Annotated in this window: 15 protein-coding genes; 7 read left to right on the plus strand and 8 right to left on the minus strand. The window is 71.8% G+C overall.

From position 1 onward, the window contains the following. Nucleotides 1–107 precede the first annotated feature (107 nt). The gene (locus ACZ63I_RS08630) at nt 108–239 is read right to left on the minus strand and encodes a SapB/AmfS family lanthipeptide (RefSeq protein ID WP_041993935.1); all 132 of its coding nucleotides are present in this window, start codon (nt 237–239) and stop codon (nt 108–110) included. Between the two features lie 34 nt (nt 240–273). Next, nucleotides 274–2,928, minus strand: coding sequence for a class III lanthionine synthetase LanKC (gene lanKC, locus ACZ63I_RS08635; protein WP_469336692.1), 2,655 nt, complete (start codon nt 2,926–2,928; stop codon nt 274–276). Between the two features lie 369 nt (nt 2,929–3,297). Between lanKC and ACZ63I_RS08640 the strand changes: the two genes are divergently transcribed. The 3 genes from ACZ63I_RS08640 to ACZ63I_RS08650 all read left to right on the plus strand — a co-directional run bounded on the left by ACZ63I_RS08640 (nt 3,298) and on the right by ACZ63I_RS08650 (nt 5,504). Further along, a complete protein-coding gene (locus ACZ63I_RS08640; RefSeq protein ID WP_469336694.1) occupies nt 3,298–3,981 on the plus strand; it encodes a phosphatase PAP2 family protein in 684 nt (227 codons plus the stop codon). Further along, nucleotides 3,978–4,688, plus strand: a complete 711-nt coding sequence (locus ACZ63I_RS08645; protein ID WP_469336696.1) for an HAD family hydrolase — start codon at nt 3,978–3,980, stop codon at nt 4,686–4,688. Before ACZ63I_RS08640 ends, ACZ63I_RS08645 begins: the two co-directional genes overlap by 4 nt. A 171-nt stretch (nt 4,689–4,859) precedes the next feature. Further along, complete coding sequence (locus ACZ63I_RS08650; protein WP_469336698.1) at nt 4,860–5,504, plus strand: TetR/AcrR family transcriptional regulator; 645 nt, start codon at nt 4,860–4,862, stop codon at nt 5,502–5,504. Here ACZ63I_RS08650 and ACZ63I_RS08655 read toward each other — a convergent pair. After that, on the minus strand, nt 5,489–6,973 hold the full coding sequence (locus ACZ63I_RS08655) for an LVIVD repeat-containing protein (protein ID WP_469336700.1): 1,485 nt from the start codon (nt 6,971–6,973) through the stop codon (nt 5,489–5,491). The two genes, ACZ63I_RS08650 and ACZ63I_RS08655, sit on opposite strands and share 16 nt — an antisense overlap. Before the next feature lie 196 nt (nt 6,974–7,169). Here ACZ63I_RS08655 and ACZ63I_RS08660 point away from each other — a divergent pair, with 196 nt between their 5' ends. Beyond that, nucleotides 7,170–7,847, plus strand: coding sequence for a DUF305 domain-containing protein (locus ACZ63I_RS08660; RefSeq protein WP_469337055.1), 678 nt, complete (start codon nt 7,170–7,172; stop codon nt 7,845–7,847). Between the two features lie 10 nt (nt 7,848–7,857). Here the strand turns inward: ACZ63I_RS08660 and ACZ63I_RS08665 are convergent, their stop codons facing one another. Continuing rightward, nucleotides 7,858–8,697: a DUF6214 family protein gene (locus tag ACZ63I_RS08665; RefSeq protein WP_469336701.1), complete on the minus strand. Its 840-nt coding sequence runs from the start codon at nt 8,695–8,697 to the stop codon at nt 7,858–7,860. A gap of 160 nt (nt 8,698–8,857) precedes the next feature. Between ACZ63I_RS08665 and ACZ63I_RS08670 the strand changes: the two genes are divergently transcribed. Further along, nucleotides 8,858–9,937, plus strand: a complete 1,080-nt coding sequence (locus ACZ63I_RS08670; RefSeq protein ID WP_469336703.1) for an NADH:flavin oxidoreductase/NADH oxidase — start codon at nt 8,858–8,860, stop codon at nt 9,935–9,937. A 101-nt stretch (nt 9,938–10,038) separates the two neighbouring features. Here ACZ63I_RS08670 and ACZ63I_RS08675 read toward each other — a convergent pair whose 3' ends face one another. The 3 genes from ACZ63I_RS08675 to ACZ63I_RS08685 all read right to left on the minus strand — a co-directional run bounded on the left by ACZ63I_RS08675 (nt 10,039) and on the right by ACZ63I_RS08685 (nt 12,098). Beyond that, nucleotides 10,039–10,806 (minus strand): hypothetical protein, encoded by a 768-nt coding sequence (locus ACZ63I_RS08675; protein WP_469336705.1) that lies wholly within the window; start codon nt 10,804–10,806, stop codon nt 10,039–10,041. After that, nucleotides 10,803–11,342 carry a SigE family RNA polymerase sigma factor gene (locus ACZ63I_RS08680; RefSeq protein ID WP_469336707.1) on the minus strand — a complete coding sequence of 180 codons (540 nt, stop codon included), beginning with the start codon at nt 11,340–11,342 and terminating at the stop codon, nt 10,803–10,805. Before ACZ63I_RS08680 ends, ACZ63I_RS08675 begins: the two co-directional genes overlap by 4 nt. Nucleotides 11,343–11,420: 78 nt before the next feature. After that, nucleotides 11,421–12,098, minus strand: coding sequence for a uracil-DNA glycosylase (locus ACZ63I_RS08685; RefSeq protein ID WP_469336709.1), 678 nt, complete (start codon nt 12,096–12,098; stop codon nt 11,421–11,423). A 134-nt stretch (nt 12,099–12,232) separates the two neighbouring features. Here ACZ63I_RS08685 and ACZ63I_RS08690 point away from each other — a divergent pair, with 134 nt between their 5' ends. Further along, a complete protein-coding gene (locus ACZ63I_RS08690) occupies nt 12,233–13,234 on the plus strand; it encodes an N-acetylglucosamine kinase (RefSeq protein ID WP_469336711.1) in 1,002 nt (333 codons plus the stop codon). A 112-nt stretch (nt 13,235–13,346) separates the two neighbouring features. Continuing rightward, nucleotides 13,347–14,276: a sirohydrochlorin chelatase gene (locus ACZ63I_RS08695; protein WP_469336712.1), complete on the plus strand. Its 930-nt coding sequence runs from the start codon at nt 13,347–13,349 to the stop codon at nt 14,274–14,276. 140 nt (nt 14,277–14,416) lie between these two features. Here the strand turns inward: ACZ63I_RS08695 and ffh are convergent, their stop codons facing one another. Further along, a complete protein-coding gene (gene ffh / locus ACZ63I_RS08700; RefSeq protein WP_469336714.1) occupies nt 14,417–15,952 on the minus strand; it encodes a signal recognition particle protein in 1,536 nt (511 codons plus the stop codon). Nucleotides 15,953–16,047 lie beyond the last annotated feature (95 nt).

Below are 16,047 nucleotides of genomic sequence, written 5' to 3' on the forward strand. Positions count from 1 at the left end.
ATCGGGTACGTCTGATCCCGGGCCGAGGAGCGGCCCGGGATCAGACTGTGCCGTGCCGTCGGCGGCCGACCGGTCGTATCAGCGACCGGTCAGCGCGCCGACGCGGGTCACGGGGTGCAGAGGACGACGCTCAGCGAGCTGAACTCGCAGATGAGCAGGCTGACCTGACTGCCCGTGGCCACGTCGCCGAAAGCTTCCTCGGCGGGGGTCTCCATCGCCTGAAGGTCAAGAAGAGCCATGATGGTGTCCTTTCTGGGGACTGTTGTGTGCGATTTAGCAACGGCCCCGAATGGGACCGGTCTGTGGGCCGCCTTGTCCGGCGCGGTGTGCGCCGTTCGGCGGCAGGAACGGCAGCGACGCCGGGGTGTCCCCGAGCGCGCTGCCCAGAGCGAGCAGGCAGCCTGCGGTGCCGGTGCTCAGGTCCATCGACAGCCGCATCAACTGCTCTCCGGGGAAGGCCACTTCACCCTGGTAGGGCATGACGTGGAGTCCCAGGAGCGCGGTGTGCCGGCGGATGACGCGCTGCCGGTCGGCCGGCTCCCCCACGGAGGTGCGGGCCAGTTGGAGGACGAGTCCGGCCACCCCCCGGAAGAGGCCGGGCTGGACGTAGAAGGCGGACCGGGAGGCGGGGAGCAGCGCGTGCAGCGCGGCTGTGAACGCCTCGTCGCCGGGCCGGTGGCGCAGGTAGTCGTCGACGACCGTCGCGAGGCCGGCGCTGCCGGCGCCGAGGTACGGCATCGTCCGCTTGCCCTCGACCACCAGGAGCGCGCCTTCGGCGCCTTCCTGGCAGCGGGCCAGGTCGCGGCGGAGCGCGGTGGCGGCCAGGTCGAGCAGGGCGGGGTCCCCGGTCGCCTCGTACCGGCGTACGAAGAGCAGGGCGAGCCCGGTGGCGCCGTGCAGCAGCCCGGTCCTGGAGGTGGGCGGGCCGTCCGTGAGCGCCTGGGCGGCCAGCGCCGTACAGCGGTCGGCGGCCTCGGCGAGTACGGCGGCGTCCCGGGTGTCGGCTTCGCGGGCCAGGTCGTGGAGGGCGAGGGCCACTCCTGCGTGGCCGCTGTGCAGGTCGGCGGTGAGTCCTTCGAGTGGCTGTTTCGCGACGAGGAGCGCGAGTTCGGTCGCCTGGTCCTGGTGTCCGAGCCGGCCGAGCGTCCAGGCGATGCCGGCCAGTCCGTCGTAGAAGCCGGCGGGTGTGCCGGGGGCCGGGGACTTGACGCGGGCCAGCAGCCATTCGGCGGCCTCAGGGCAGGAGGGCGCTCCGGTCTCCTGGAGGGCGTGCAGGACTCCTGCCGCGCCGTAGCCGAAGGACTGGCCGCCGGCGGGCGAGGCGAACTGGGCGATGTCGCCCGGGAAGCAGCGGTCGTCGCGCTCCGGTGTGCAGGAGTCGATGATCGCGCGGGCCATCGAGTCCCGGCTGCGCGGCCAGTCGCCGAGCGCGGAGACCGATGCCCCCCACGCCTCGGGTCGGCTGTCCGCCACTACCGCGGCCGTGGTCCCGGCGACCGGCGCGGCGTCCCGCAGGATCTCCTCGACGGCCGGTCGGAGGCTGGCTTCCGGTATCCCGTAGATGAGGGATATCTCTTCCGCGAGCCGGGCCGCCTTGCGCCGGTCGATGGCGAACAGCGTGGTGAGCGGCAGGAACAGCGCGAGGCGCAGACAGGCGAGTGCGTACCGGTCGATGTCGGCCCCGCGCCGGTCGGACGGCGCGACGAACGCCGGGTTGGCCACGATCTGGCGGCGCTGCTCGTCGGTTCTCGACGCGGCCTCGAAGTCCAGCAGGACGACCCGGGATTCGTCCTCGGAGACCATGATGTTGCTCATGTGCAGGTCGCTGATGACGACACCGCGGTCATGGACGTCGTGTACGGCGCGCTCGACGAGTCCGTACAACCTCGTTGCCCACGCGGCGTGTTCGGCGATCAGTTCCGGTGTCGGCGCCGCCTGCGAGAGCGGGAACCTGCGGGCGAACACGGCGTTGAGGGTCGCGCCGGGCACATGCTGCAGCACGAGGAAGCGGTGCTCACCGATGTCGAGGGTGTCCCGGACCTCGGGTACGCAGTCCAGCCCGGCCAGTTGCTCCAGCGCCACCCGCTCGCGCTCCAGCCGGGCCACCGCGTCGGCGCCGTCGGCGGCCAGTCCGGCGTACGGCCGTGCTTCCTTGAGCACCACCCGCTCGCCGCTGCGGGTGTCCCGGCCGAGGTAGACGCCTCCACCGTTGGAGAAGTGCAGAGCGCCCTCGACGCTGTAGGGCACGTCGGCCAGCCCGACGGACTTGCGCGCCTCCAGATGCGGCAGCAGGAACGGCGGGGGTGTCACCCACGCGGGGATGTTCAGCGAAGGGCCGCGCGGATCGGGCACCAGCCGCCCCTGCGGATCGGCGACGGCGGGCACGAGGCGGCCGTCGGGCGCGGGACAGAACCGCGGCGCGAACGCCCCGTAGCGCACGTGCACGGGGCCGCTGCCGAGGCGCAGATCGCTCAGGATGTAGGGACCGTGCTCCCCTTCGAGAAGGGCCGTCAGCCCCTCGCACACGTCCTGGAACCCGTCCTCGGAGTGCGGGTAGACCGTGATGAATTTGCCACTGCCCGCCCGGTCCGCGTACTTCGCGTTACGCAGATGCAACAGGGCGGGCCCGGGTATGAACTTGACGGGCAGCCGGCGCGGGACGCAGTAGTCGAGCACCCGCCGCAGTACCGGTTCCGCGTTGTCGAGTCCCGCCGATATGTGGATCTTCCAGCCCTGCGACGGCACCCGCAGACCGAGCGGGCTGAGGGAGAGCCAGTCACCGCGCCGCGACCGCTCCCAGCCCTCGGGGGCGGGCTCGCGGGCCGGACCGTAGAGGGCGCCTTCACCCTGGCGACCGGCGGAGGAGCGGTGCGGTGCGTCGTAGAAGACGCGGTCCGCCTCGCAGTATGCGGCGTACTCCGGATTCACACTCACTCCCCTGCTGTCGCGGTGGTGCCGACGTGTTGCCGACGCGGTGTCGTTGTCGGCGCGCTACAGAAGGTGCCACGCCGCGGGAGAGCCGCAACAGTCACCGCTGTCACGTCTCGCGTGTGCGCACGGACGTGCACAATGCACCCCTCACCCGCACACCGGACGCCGCCGATCGCACGGGTTCAGCGGTGGCCCGGCATGCGCGGCACCCGGGTTCGCGCGGCTGCCGGCCACCCCGTTTCGAACGCCGCTTCACCCGGCGGAGCCGCCCGGGGGCCGGTCGTTCGAATCTCGCGGGGCGGCGCGAATCACCGGCGGTGCCACCCGGTTCCGGTTGCGGGCGGCATCCTCGGCAAGGATCACCCCATGCACTCCTCACCGGTCACCTTCGCCCGCGCGGCCGCCCTGCTCGCCGTCGTCTCCGGGGTACTGGCGGCGCTCGTCGTCACCGAGTGGGGGCCGCTGCTCTCCTTCGACCGCTCCTCGGCGTCCCGGCTGCACCGCTGGGCCGTCGCCGAACCGGGGCTCACCCGGACCAACCGGGTGCTGAGCGACTGGGTGTGGGACCCCTGGACGATGCGCGCGCTGACCGCAGCGGCCGTCGTCGTGCTGTGGCTGCGCCACGAACGGGTGCTCGCCCTGTGGGTCGGCGCGACGAGCGCGGTCGGCTCCGTCGTCCAGCAGGGGCTGAAGGCGGCCGTCGGGCGGGCGCGTCCGCACTGGCCCGATCCGGTCGACTCGGCCCACTACGCCTCGTTCCCCTCCGGGCACGCCATGACCGCCGCCGTCACCTGCGGACTGCTGCTGTGGCTGCTGCGCCGGCACGGGACGCGTGGCGCGGCGTGGGGCGCCGCCGTGCTGGTGGCGGCCGTTTCCGTGGTCGGCGTGGGGTTCACCCGGCTCTGGCTGGGGGTGCACTGGAGTTCGGACGTGCTGGCCGGCTGGCTGCTGGGTGCCGGACTTGTCGCCCTGTCCATCGCCACGTACGGGCGTGTACGGCCGTCCGGCCTTGTCCAGGGGGCCGTTGGCCGGGAAGGATCGGGCGTATGACGTTCAAGGCAGTGCTTTTCGACTTCTCCGGGACCCTCTTCCGCATCGAATCGGCAGGATCGTGGCTGCGGGCCGTGCTCGACGAGACGGGTGTCTGCGTGCCGCCCGACGAGGTCCGGCGGTCCGCGATGCGGCTGGCCGTGGCGGGGGCGCTGCCCGGCGGCCCGTCGCCGCAGCAGGTACCGGCCGAGCTGGCCGAGGTGTGGGCGGGCCGCGACGCGAGCGCGGCGGGCCACCGCGCCGCGTACACCGGCCTCGCCCGGCTGGTGCCGCTGCCCGACCCGGCGCTGTACGACGCCCTCTACGAGCGGCACATGACCCCGGACGCCTGGCGTCCGTACGGCGACGCCGCCGAGGTGCTCGGCGCGCTGCGGCGCGGCGGGCTCGGGGTCGCCGTGGTCAGCAACATCGGCTGGGACCTGCGGCCGGTCTTCCGCGCCCACGGTCTGGACAGCCTCGTGGACGCGTACGTCCTCTCGTACGAGCACGGCGTCCAGAAGCCGGACGCGCGGCTGTTCCGGGCGGCCTGCGAGGAGCTGGGGCAGGATCCGCACGACGTGCTGATGGTCGGCGACGACCGCACGGCCGACGGCGGAGCCGCCGACATCGGCTGCTCGGTGCACTTCGTGGACCATCTGCCGGTGGAGGAACGGCCGGCCGGACTGCGCCCGGTGCTCACCCTCGCGGGCCGCGGACCGCTCCCGTAGGTCCGCCCTGTCCGGGCGCCTTCCGCGTCCGGGCAGCCGGAAGCCGTCCGTCTTGGACGATCCCCCGCGTCGCCCAAGACAGACGGCAGCCCTGCTGACCAGGCCCGGAAGGGACCGTGGCAGGACACGCTGAGTATACTGACTAAGAGCCAGTCAACGCAGGAGTAAAGCATGTCCCCGCGGAGCGCATCGGTCAATGAGGAGCTTCGTCGGCGTTCCCGGGAGCGGTTGCTGCAGGCCACGGTCGAGCTGGTCGCCGAGCGGGGGTACGAGGCGACGACGCTCGCCGACATCGCCGACCGGGCAGGCTCGGCGCGCGGGCTCGTCTCGTACTACTTCCCCGGCAAGCGGCAGCTTCTGCAGTCGGCCGTGCACCGGCTGATGCACCGCACGCTGCGGGCCGGGCTCGACCGCGAGCCGCGCACCGAGGACGGCGCCGAGCTGATGGCGCGGGCGATCGACTCGATCATCGGGCTCGTGGTGGACAGCCCCGTGCTGATGCGTACGCACATGGCGGGGATCCTGCAGGCCGAGGGGTTCGTGCAGTGCCCCGAGCAGCAGAAGCTGGCCGAGCTGCTGCGGGAGACCGTCGAGCGGTACGGGTCGCCGGACCCCGACCGCGACTATCCGCTGCTGCGCGCCCAGTTGATGGGCACGGTCTTCGCCGCGCTGATGCCGGGGGCGCCGATGCCGCTCGCGCCGCTGCGCGCCGAGCTGTTCAGCCGCTACGGCCTCGACTGGGAGCTGGGCGTTCCGCCGGGCGACGAGCCGCCCGGCGGAACGGATCAGAGCACGGTCCCTCAGCGGTCGAAGTAGTCGGGCTGGGTCTGGACGTTGAGCCCGTCCATCCGCACCCGCTTCGCCGGATCGGTCCTGCGGTCGTCGAGCTTCAGCACGTCGAAGCCCTTGGCGATGTCGTTCGAGAAGATGTAGCCGTTGTAGTAGTACGCCGACCAGGAGCCGGCCACCGACAGGGTCTCGGTCGAAACCGGGCCGCGCTCGAAGTATCCGATCTCCTTCGGCTCGGCGGAGTCGGTGAAGTCCCAGACGGAGACGCCGCCCTGGTACCAGGCCTGGACCATGATGTCGCGGCCCTTGACCGGGATCAGCGAGCCGTTGTGCGCGACGCAGTTCTCGGTGGCGGCCTGGTGCCGGGGGATCTTGTAGTAGCTGCGGAAGACCAGTCGGCGGTGGTCGCCCCTGCCGGTGATGTCGTAGATGCCGTCGGCGCCGCGGTCGGGTCCCACCTCGGCGTTGCAGGTGGCGGCGCCACCGCCGCCCAGCTCGTCGGTGAAGACGACCTTGTCGGCCTTCTGGTTGAAGGTCGCCGAGTGCCAGAAGGCGAAGTTGACGTTGTCCTGGACCCGGTCGATGACCTTGGGGCGCTCCGGGTTCTTGATGTCGAAGAGGATGCCGTCACCCATGCAGGCACCGGCGGCCAGGTCCTTCGACGGCAGCACGGTGATGTCGTGGCAGCCGGTGGTCTTCGAGACGCCCGGGTTGTCGGGGGCGCCGGGGTTGCCGCCGTCGGGGAAAAGGACGGGGAAGTCGACGACCTTGGCCTGCTGGGGCGCCTTGCGCGGCACCTTGATGACGGAGATCCCGTCGTGCGGCGGCTGGCAGTCGGGGAAGTTGGCGTTCGGCGAGTACGAGGAGACGTAGATGTACACGTCCTTGCGCTCCGGCACCAGCGTGTGGGTGTGCGAACCGCAGGAGGTCTCGACGGCGGCGACGTACTTGGGGTTGCGCTTGTCGCTGATGTCGAAGATCTTCATGCCCTCCCAGGACGACTTCTCGGTCGCCGGCTGCGAGGTGCTGGCGCAGGAGTTGTCGCTCCGTGACGAGTCGGTGGACAGGAAGAGCAGGTCACCGGAGACGGTGATGTCGTTCTGGGCTCCCGGACACAGCACCTGGGCCACCGACTTGGGCGACCTGGGGTTGCTGATGTCGAAGATCCGGAAGCCGCTGTAGTTTCCGGCGAAGGCGTAATCGCCCTGGAAGGCGAGGTCCGAGTTGAAGTCGGCCAGCGCGTCCTTGGGGATGTTGGTCAGGTGCTTGATGTTGGCGCTGTGGACGACTTCGTCGACAGCGGGAATCTCGCCGTTCTTGACGGCGGTAGCCGTCTCTGCGGCCTGCTCGGCGGAGATCGCCCGCCGGGCGGGGCCGTCGCCCGGGTCCGCGGCAGCCATGGGTCCGGCTGCCAGCAGCGCGGCGAAGAGACCGGCCGTGGCGGCGGCCACGGCCAGACGTCTGCGCCGCGCGCGGATGAGGTGCAACGAGGTCACTGCGGTCCTCCTTGAATCCGTTCGGGGGGAACGGGTCGGGGATCACGGCAGTATGGCCCTCATCATGTACATCTCAACAGACGGCAATAGAGACGTAATGAAAGTTTCCGATCATCGAAACGCGGAAGCGTCTTACTACGGTGGCCGAGCACCCGATGCCGGCGGCCGGCCGCGCCATGTCCCCCAGGAGGCCGCTGTGTTGATCCGTCGCAGAAGCCCGCGCGTACGCGGCACGCTCGTCGCGGCCACGGCCGTGGTCGCGCTCCTCGCCCTGGGCGCCTGCGACTCGGCGGACAAGGACACCGCGGACACCGCGCGGACACCCGAAGCCGCAGGCGGCAGCGCACCCGGCGTGGTGGCGCCGGGCCGTCCGGGCGAGCCGGCCAAGACCCTGACGCCGGAGGAGGCGGTGCGGGCCGCCCCCGACAACACGCCCAATGCGGCCGATCTGACGTACGCGCGGATGATGATCGTCCATCACGGACAGGCACTGGAGATGACCCGGCTGGCGACCGGCAGGGCGCAATCCACCCCGGTGAAGCGGCTCACGGCGCGCATCACGGCGGCCCAGCGGCCGGAGATCGAGGCAATGCGCGGGTGGCTGGAAAACAATGGCGGGGCAAAGAGTCAGGAAGGTCATGACCATGGCGCGATGCCCGGAATGGCCACCCCCGAGCAGTTGGCCGAACTGCGCGCGGCCAAGGGCAAGGCGTTCGACGCTCTCTTCGTCCGGCTGATGATCACGCATCACCAGGGGGCGGTCACGATGGCCACCGAGGCGCTTTCCGAGGGCAACAACGTGCAGATCGAGGAGATGGCGACCGACATCGTCGCCCAGCAGACCGTCGAGATGGACCGGATGCGGTCGTTCTGACGGCCGCCGGTCAGCGGCGGTTGTGGCGCGGCGACAGATGCCCCTCGTCGCGGGCGCCCGCGATCAGCCTGAGCGACTTGCGGCGGCTGAGCCCGGTGGCCGCCATGACGGCGAGTACGGGATCGACCCCGTCGCGCTGGGCCGCGCGGTAGACCTCGGCGGCGCCGATCCGGCCGGCGGGTCCACGGGGCGGGGTGCTGCGGGCGCGATGCCGACCGGGCGGCTCGGCCGGTTCGCCGACGGCGGGTTCGTCTACGGCTGACGCGTCCACGGCCGGATCGACCGGGGTCGGTGCGTGGGTGGCCGGGGCCTCGGGCGCGGGCTCGGGCTCGGGCTCGTACGGTACGGGCTCCACGGCGGGCGGCGCCGTCATCGGCGGCGCCGTCACCGGCGCCTCCACCACGGACAGCTCCACGGCGGGCGGCTCGACGGCAGGGAACTCGACGACCGGAACCTCTACGGCCGGGATGTCGGCAACGGGGGGCTCGGCTGCCGGGATCTCCGCGGCCGGCAGCCGCTCCGCCGGGCGGTGCCGGTCGGCCACCACCTGCCACGCGTCCTGGAGGGGCGAGTCGATCACCCCGGCCAGCGCGGCGAAGTCCTCCAGCGTCAGCGGCGGATCGGCCTGCGCGTCCTCGATGGCCATGCGGCCGTCCCGCACCACGGCGAGTACGTCGACCCGCGCCCCGTCGGGGAAGGTCAGCCGGACGTCGACCCAGGGCGGCAGGATCTCGCGGCGCACCGCACCGTCCGGCTCCTGTCCGGCGCCGGTGACGGTGCCGTATCCCTGCACCTCCCACACCGGGCGGTCGCGGGCGGCAGGCTCGTGGGGTCCATCGGCGGAAATCACGTTATGTTCCGACACATTCTCAACTTAATCAGGCAATCCGCTCCGACTGCCGTGACGCGCCGCCCGCCGCCCCAGTACGAGAATCATCGTAGTTTGACAGCCGCCTGACCACCGTAGGTACGGTAAGGGACGTATCCACTCGTCCCGATGGGAGCCTGCCGTGAGCGCACTGTTCACCCCCTACACGCTGCGGTCTCTGACCCTGCCCAACCGGGTGTGGATGGCGCCCATGTGCCAGTACTCCGCCGAACCCACGGGCCCGTCCGCGGGTGCGCCGACGGACTGGCACTTCGCGCATCTCGCCGCGCGCGCCGTCGGCGGTACGGGCCTGATCATCACCGAGGCGACGGCCGTCAGCCCGGAGGGCCGGATCAGCCCGTTCGACCTCGGCATCTGGAACGACACCCAGGTCGAGGCGTTCAGCAGGATCAACCGCTTCCTCGCCTCGCAGGGCACACCGCGCGGCATCCAGCTTGCTCATGCTGGGCGCAAAGGATCGACCGACAAGCCCTGGAACGGCGGCGGTCCGGTCGGTCCGGAGAACGACGGCTGGCAGCCGGTCGCGCCCAGCGCCGTACCGTTCGCCGAGGGGCATCTGGTGCCCACCGAGCTGACGGTGGATCAGATCGCCGAGATCGTCGGGCAGTTCGGCGCCGCCGCCGCGCGGGCGGCGGCGGCCGGGTTCCAGGTCGCCGAGATCCACGGCGCGCACGGCTATCTCATCCACCAGTTCCTCTCCCCGCACAGCAACCACCGCACGGACGCCTACGGCGGCTCGTTCGAGAACCGGATCCGGTTCGCCGTCGAGGTCGTGGACGCCGTGCGCGCCGCCTTCCCCGCCGACCTGCCGGTCTTCTTCCGGGTCTCGGCGACCGACTGGCTCGACGAGGGCGGCTGGACGGCCGACGACTCGGTGCGCCTGGCTGACCTGCTGGTCGACCACGGCGTGGACCTGTTCGACGTGTCGAGCGGCGGCAACGCCTCAGGGGTCCGCATCCCGCTCAAGCCCGGCTACCAGGTGCCGTTCGCCGCGCGGATCAAGGCCGAGACCCGGATGCCGGTGGCGGCGGTCGGTCTGATCACCGAGTCCGACCAGGCGGAGAAGATCCTCGCCAACGGGGAGGCCGACGCCGTACTGCTGGCCAGGGAGCTGCTGCGCGACCCGAACTTCGCCCGCCGCGCGGCCGCCGACCTGGGCGCTTCCGTGCCCACCCCTTCGCAGTATCTGCGGGCCTTCTGACCTGCGGCTGTCCGGACCGGCTCCGGGGTCCCGACTCCGGGGGTCCGGGGCTCCGGGACTCAGGGGCTCAGGGGCCGGGGGCTCAGGGGCTCAGGAGCCGGTCAGTACAGCCCCTTGGCCGACGCGAACGTGCGCCCTTTCGGCACCTCGGCGACGAACCACCGCGCCCCGTCACCGCCGACCGGCAGCAGGGCCGAGCGCGGCAGCTCCGTGGTCGTGCCGTCGTCCCACGTGCACACGACGCGCCTGGTGTCCGGAGATGCCTTGCCGACCACCACCCAGTCGGTGCCCTGGGGTCCGAGCCGGGCGGGCCGGACCTCCAGACTCTCGCGCAGCTCCTGGCCGGCCTCGACCGGGCCGTCGAGCGCGAACGAGTCCCGGCCGCCGACGGCGACGCGGACGAAGTACCACCCCGTGCCGATCAGCCCCCGGCCGCCCGTGCCACCGCGGTCGACGTCGAGGTATTCGCCGTCGTTCATGGCGGTCGCCAACCGCCCGGCCTGCGCGGCGTTCTTCGCCGGAGCCCAGACATCGACGGTGATACGCCACTGCTTGCCGTCCGTGTGCCCCGCGGCCAGCGTGGACGTCAGCGGCAGCAGCGCCGGCTCCCGTACGCCTTCCAGCGGCTGCTCCGCCACCTGGCTCTTTCCGTTCCCGTCCGCCAGGGCCCCGGCCGCCAGTGAGGCGCCGACCGAGCCGGCGATCACCAGCGCCGTCGCAGCGGCGAGCGCCCTGCGCCGCGCCCTGCGGCGCCTGCCGCCCCGTACGACGGCCTGGACGGGCGGCGGGCCGATCTCCACCTCGGCCGCCGCGTCCGCCAGCAGGAGGGCGACGGTCCTGTGTGCCGGGTCCCGCTCTTCCCTGATCATGTCCGTCCGCCCTTCGTCATCATGTCCAGCAGGCCGGGCACGGTGCGCAGCTTCGCGATGCCCTTGGCCGCGTTGCTCTTGACCGTGCCGACGGAGCAGCCCATGGCAGTGGCGGTCTGGGTCTCGCTCAGGTCCTCCCAGTAGCGCAGCACCACCGCCTCCCGCTGGCGCGGCGGCAGTTGGCCCAGTGCCGTCAGCAGATCGGAGCGGTCGTCGGCCTGCGCGATCCGGTCGTCGCGCTCGGGCAGTTCGTGCGTCAGACCGGTGTCGTCACCGGGCGCCAGGATCTCCTTGAGCTTCCTGCGGTGCTTGCGGGCATGCAGATTGATCATCACCCGCCGCACGTACGCGTCCGGGTCGTCGGCCGCGGCGACCTTGGGCCAGACCAGATAGATCCGCTCCAGGGACGACTGCACCAGGTCCTCGGCCGCGTACCGCTCCCCCGTCAGGAGAAACGCCGTGCGCGTGAACCGCGTCCAGCGGCTGACGACGAATCTCTGGAATTCGACGTCCGCGCTCTGCTCAGGTCTCCCCATGGACAACCTCCTTTTCCAAGGGAGTCCACGGGGGCGGTGTTTCGTTGCCCGGCGCTCCGGATCCGGTCCTTGAGCGGGCTACGGCAGGCGCCAGTCCACCGGCTGGGCGCCCTGCTTGACCAGGAGGTCGTTGGCGCGGCTGAAGGGGCGGGAGCCGAAGAAGCCGCTCTCCGCCGACCTGGGGGAAGGGTGGGCCGACTCGATCGCCGGGTAGTCGCCGAAGAAGGGCCGCAGATTGCGCGCGTCCCGTCCCCACAGGATCGAGACGAGCGGTTTGCCGCGCGCGACCAGCGCGCGGATGGCCTGCTCGGTCACGTCCTCCCAGCCCTTGCCGCGGTGTGCGCCGGGCTTGCGGGGGGCCGTGGTCAGCGCCCTGTTGAGCAGCAGGACCCCCTGCCGGGTCCACGGCGTCAGATCACCGTTGGACGGCCGGTCGAGGCCGAGGTCGCCGTGCAGTTCACGGAAGATGTTCTCCAGGCTGCCGGGCAGCGAACGCACCTCGGGCGCCACGGCGAAGCTGAGCCCGATGGCCATGCCCGGTGTGGGGTAGGGATCCTGACCCAGGATCAGGACCCTTACCTCGTCGAAGGGTTGCTGGAAGGCGCGCAGTACGTTCGCGCCGGCCGGCAGATACGTACGCCCCGCCGCGATCTCCGCGCGCAGGAAGTCGCCCATTTCGGCGATGCGTCCGGCCACGGGACGCAGCGCGTCCGCCCAGCCGGGCTCGACAAGTTCGTTCAACGGTTGTGCTGCCACGGCGATTCACTCTACTGGTGCAACGCGGGTGCTGCCGACTCCGGCCGGGAAGCAGCGGACCGGCGGTCCCGGGTCCGGGGCTCGGATAAGGTGCCGTCGTCACTCCCCCTCTCTTCCTGGAGCCGGTCGCCGTCGTGAGCTGGGTACTTGGCGTGGACTCGGGTGGTTCGGGGCTGCGGGTCGCGCTCGCCGAAACCGCCACTACGGCACCGGGTTCCGGTACGGGCGCCGGGCCGGTGGCGGCTGCCGTGACGGCGACCGCCGAGCCGGTGCGTACCGGTCCTGCGGGCATCGAAGCGCGCCATCTGCTGGACCAGTTGCTGCCCGCCGCCGACACACTGCTGGCGCGGGTCGACGTCGGCGCCCGCCTGTCGGCCGTCGCGATCGGCGCGGCCGGGATGGCGACGCTCGGTGACGAGTTGCGCGCCGAACTGCCCGCCGCCCTCGAACGGGCCTGGGGGGTACGCAGGCTGGCGCTCGCCGCCGACGCCGTCACCGCGTACGCGGGAGCGCTCGGGCAGCGGCCCGGCGCCGTCGTCGCCGGCGGTACCGGCATGATCGCGCTCGGTACGGATCTGACGGACTGGCGGCGGGCCGACGGGTGGGGGCATCTGCTCGGCGACTGCGGCGGCGGCGCCTGGATCGGCCGGGCCGGACTGGAGGCCGCCCTGCGCGCCCACGACGGGCGGCGCGGCGGTTCGGCTTTTTTGCTGTCCGCTGTGGAAGCGGTGTTCGGACCTGCGGGCGAACTGCCGGGGCTGCTCTACCCGAGGACCGACAGGACCGCGCTGCTCGCCTCGTTCGCACCGGAGGTGGCGGCCCGCGCTGCGGACGATCCGGTGGCCGCCGGGATCCTCGCGGCCGCCGCGCGGCAGATCGCCGAGGCCGCGGCGGCGGTGTGCCCGCCGGACGGCGACTGCGAAGTCGCTTTCACCGGTGGTCTGTTCAAGCTGGGTGAGCCGCTGCTCGGTCCGCTGCGGACCGAGCTGGCCGGGCAACTGCCGCAGGCCACCACGGTCCCGGCCGCCGGTGATCCGCTCACGGGAGCACTGGTCATCGCCGCCGCGCTCGCCGCGGACTCCCTCACGCTGCCGTCCCATCCGCGGCTGCTGCGCGTCCTGACCGAACACCCCTGACAGAACGGGAGGGATGAGCGGAAAAACACCTAACGGACAAATACGGATGGGTAGCGCGCGTCTGCCCCCTCCCCGAACAGCCGCACCCACAAAACCAGTAGCATTCTGGGTCATGAGCACCCCCACTGGGCCCGCACCCGGCCTGCCTGTACGAATGCCGCGACCCCGCCAGTCGGGGCGCCACCGCCGCCCGGAGCCCGTGGCCGCGCCCGAAGGCGCGCCCACCCTGGTCCTCGCCGTGCCCGGCACGCCCTCGGCCGCCGTCCGCGGTCTGGCCGAAGAGGTCGTCTCCATCGCCCGCTCCGAGCTGCCCGGCCTGGAGGCCAGGATCGGCTATCTGGACGGCGACAGCGCGGACGACGCCGAGTTCCCGGCGCTGCACACCGTCGTGGCGCGTACAGCGACGCAGCGCACCGAGCGCTACGAGCTGGCGAAGGTGGCAGGACGCGAGGTCGCCGAGCCCGAGGGCCCCGCCGCTGTCGTGGTGCCGCTGCTCGCGGGCCCCGAAGGCGACCTGATCAGCCGGATAGAGCAGGCCGTCGCCGACAGCGGTGCGGGCGCGGAGCTGACCGACGTACTCGGTCCGCACCCGCTGCTCGCCGAGGCGCTGCACGTCAGGCTCTCGGAGGTGGGTCTGGCGCGCGCGGACCGCGCCCGGCTGTTCACGGTCACGACTGCGGCCGACGGCATCATCCTGGCCACGGTGGGGGGCAAGGAGGCGGTCGACACCGCGGGGATCACGGGGATGCTGCTGGCGGCCAGGCTCGCCGTACCGGTGATGGCGGCGGCGCTCGACGTACCGGGGTCCGTCAGCTCCATCGCCGAGCAGTTGCGCGGCGCCGGTTCGAACCAGCTCGCGCTCGCGCCGTACCTGATCGGCCCCGAGCTGTCCGAAGGGCTGCTCGACGCCGCGCTCAAGGAGGCCGACTGCGCGGCAGCCGAACCGCTGGGCGCGTACCCGGCGATCGGCAAGCTCGTGCTGTCGAAGTACGCGGCGATCCTGGGCATCGCCCAGCAGCCGCAGGGCTCCCCGGCGCTCTGAGCGGCGGCGGGGGGGGGGGGGGGGCCCCCCCCCCCCCCCCCGGGCCCCCCCCCCCCCCCCCCCCCCCCCCCCCCCCCCGGCGACAACCGCAACCCGGACCGGTCACCCCGCCGGACGGCGACACCGCCCCCGGACCGCGGCTAGCTCATGAACTTCTTGAACTCGTCCGGGAGTTCGAAGTTCTTCGCCTGCTCCTCCACCGGCACCGCCAGCGCCGACTCCTCCCGGCGCGCCAGCGCCGCCTGCTCCTCCGCCTTGCGCTTCATCGGGTTGCCCGAACGCTGCTTGCCCTTGGCCTGCTTCTGCTTCTTCTTCGTACGGCCAGGGCCACCGCCCATGCCCGGAATCCCCGGCATGCCCGGCATCCCGCCGCCCTGCGCCATCTTGGACATCATCTTGCGGGCCTCGAAGAACCGCTCGACCAGCCCCTTCACCGCGCTGACCTCGACGCCCGAGCCCTTGGCGATACGCGCCCTGCGCGAGCCGTTGATGATCGTCGGTTCCGCGCGCTCCCCCGGCGTCATGGACTTGATGATCGCGGCGGTGCGGTCCACGTCCTTCTCGTCCAGGTTGGCGATCTGGTCCTTGATCTGCCCCATGCCCGGCAGCATGCCGAGCAGCTTGGAGATCGAGCCCATCTTGCGGACCTGCTCCATCTGGGACAGGAAGTCGTCGAGCGTGAACTCCTTCGGCCCCTTGGCCAGCTTCGCGGCCATCTTCTCGGCCTCGGCCTGGCTGAAGGTCTGTTCGGCCTTCTCGATGAGGCTGAGCAGGTCACCCATGTCCAGGATGCGCGACGCCATCCGGTCGGGGTGGAACGTGTCGAACTCGTCCAGCTTCTCGCCGTTGGAGGCGAACATGATCTGCTTGCCGGTGACATGCGCGATGGACAGCGCGGCGCCGCCCCGTGCGTCGCCGTCGAGCTTCGACAGGACGACGCCGTCGAAGCCGACGCCGTCGCGGAACGCCTCCGCCGTGTTCACGGCGTCCTGACCGATCATCGCGTCGACGACGAACAGGACCTCGTCGGGGTTGACCGCGTCCCGGATGTCGGACGCCTGGCGCATCAGCTCCTGGTCGATACCGAGGCGGCCCGCGGTGTCCACGACCACGACGTCGTACTGCTTGGCGCGCGCGTGCTCGATCGAGTCCTTCGCGACCTTGACCGGGTCGCCCACCCCGTTGCCCGGCTCGGGCGCGTAGACGGCGACGCCCGCGCGCTCGGCGACGACGGAGAGCTGCGTGACGGCGTTGGGGCGCTGGAGGTCGCAGGCGACGAGCAGCGGGGAGTGGCCCTGGCCCTTGAGCCAGAGACCGAGCTTGCCCGCGAGGGTCGTCTTGCCCGCGCCCTGCAGACCGGCGAGCATGATCACGGTCGGCGGCTGCTTGGCGAAGCGCAGCCGCCGGGTCTCGCCGCCGAGGATGCCGACGAGTTCCTCGTTGACGATCTTGATGACTTGCTGCGCCGGGTTCAGCGCCTGGGAGACCTCGGCGCCGTTGGCGCGCTCCTTGACCTGCTTGATGAAGGCGCGGACGACGGGCAGGGCGACGTCGGCTTCGAGCAGGGCGATACGGATCTCACGGGCCGTGGCATCGATGTCCTCCGGGCTGAGGCGCCCTTTGCCCCGGAGGCTCTTGAATGTGGCTGCGAGGCGGTCGGAGAGAGTGTCGAACACGGTGGTCGCGAATCCTCAGGTCGGGGGCGGGCGGACAGGTCGCCCTCCAGGGTATCCGGCCGGGCAGGCGAACCGGTCCCTGCTACCGGATCCGT

The organism is Streptomyces sp. NPDC087906, from assembly GCF_055584925.1.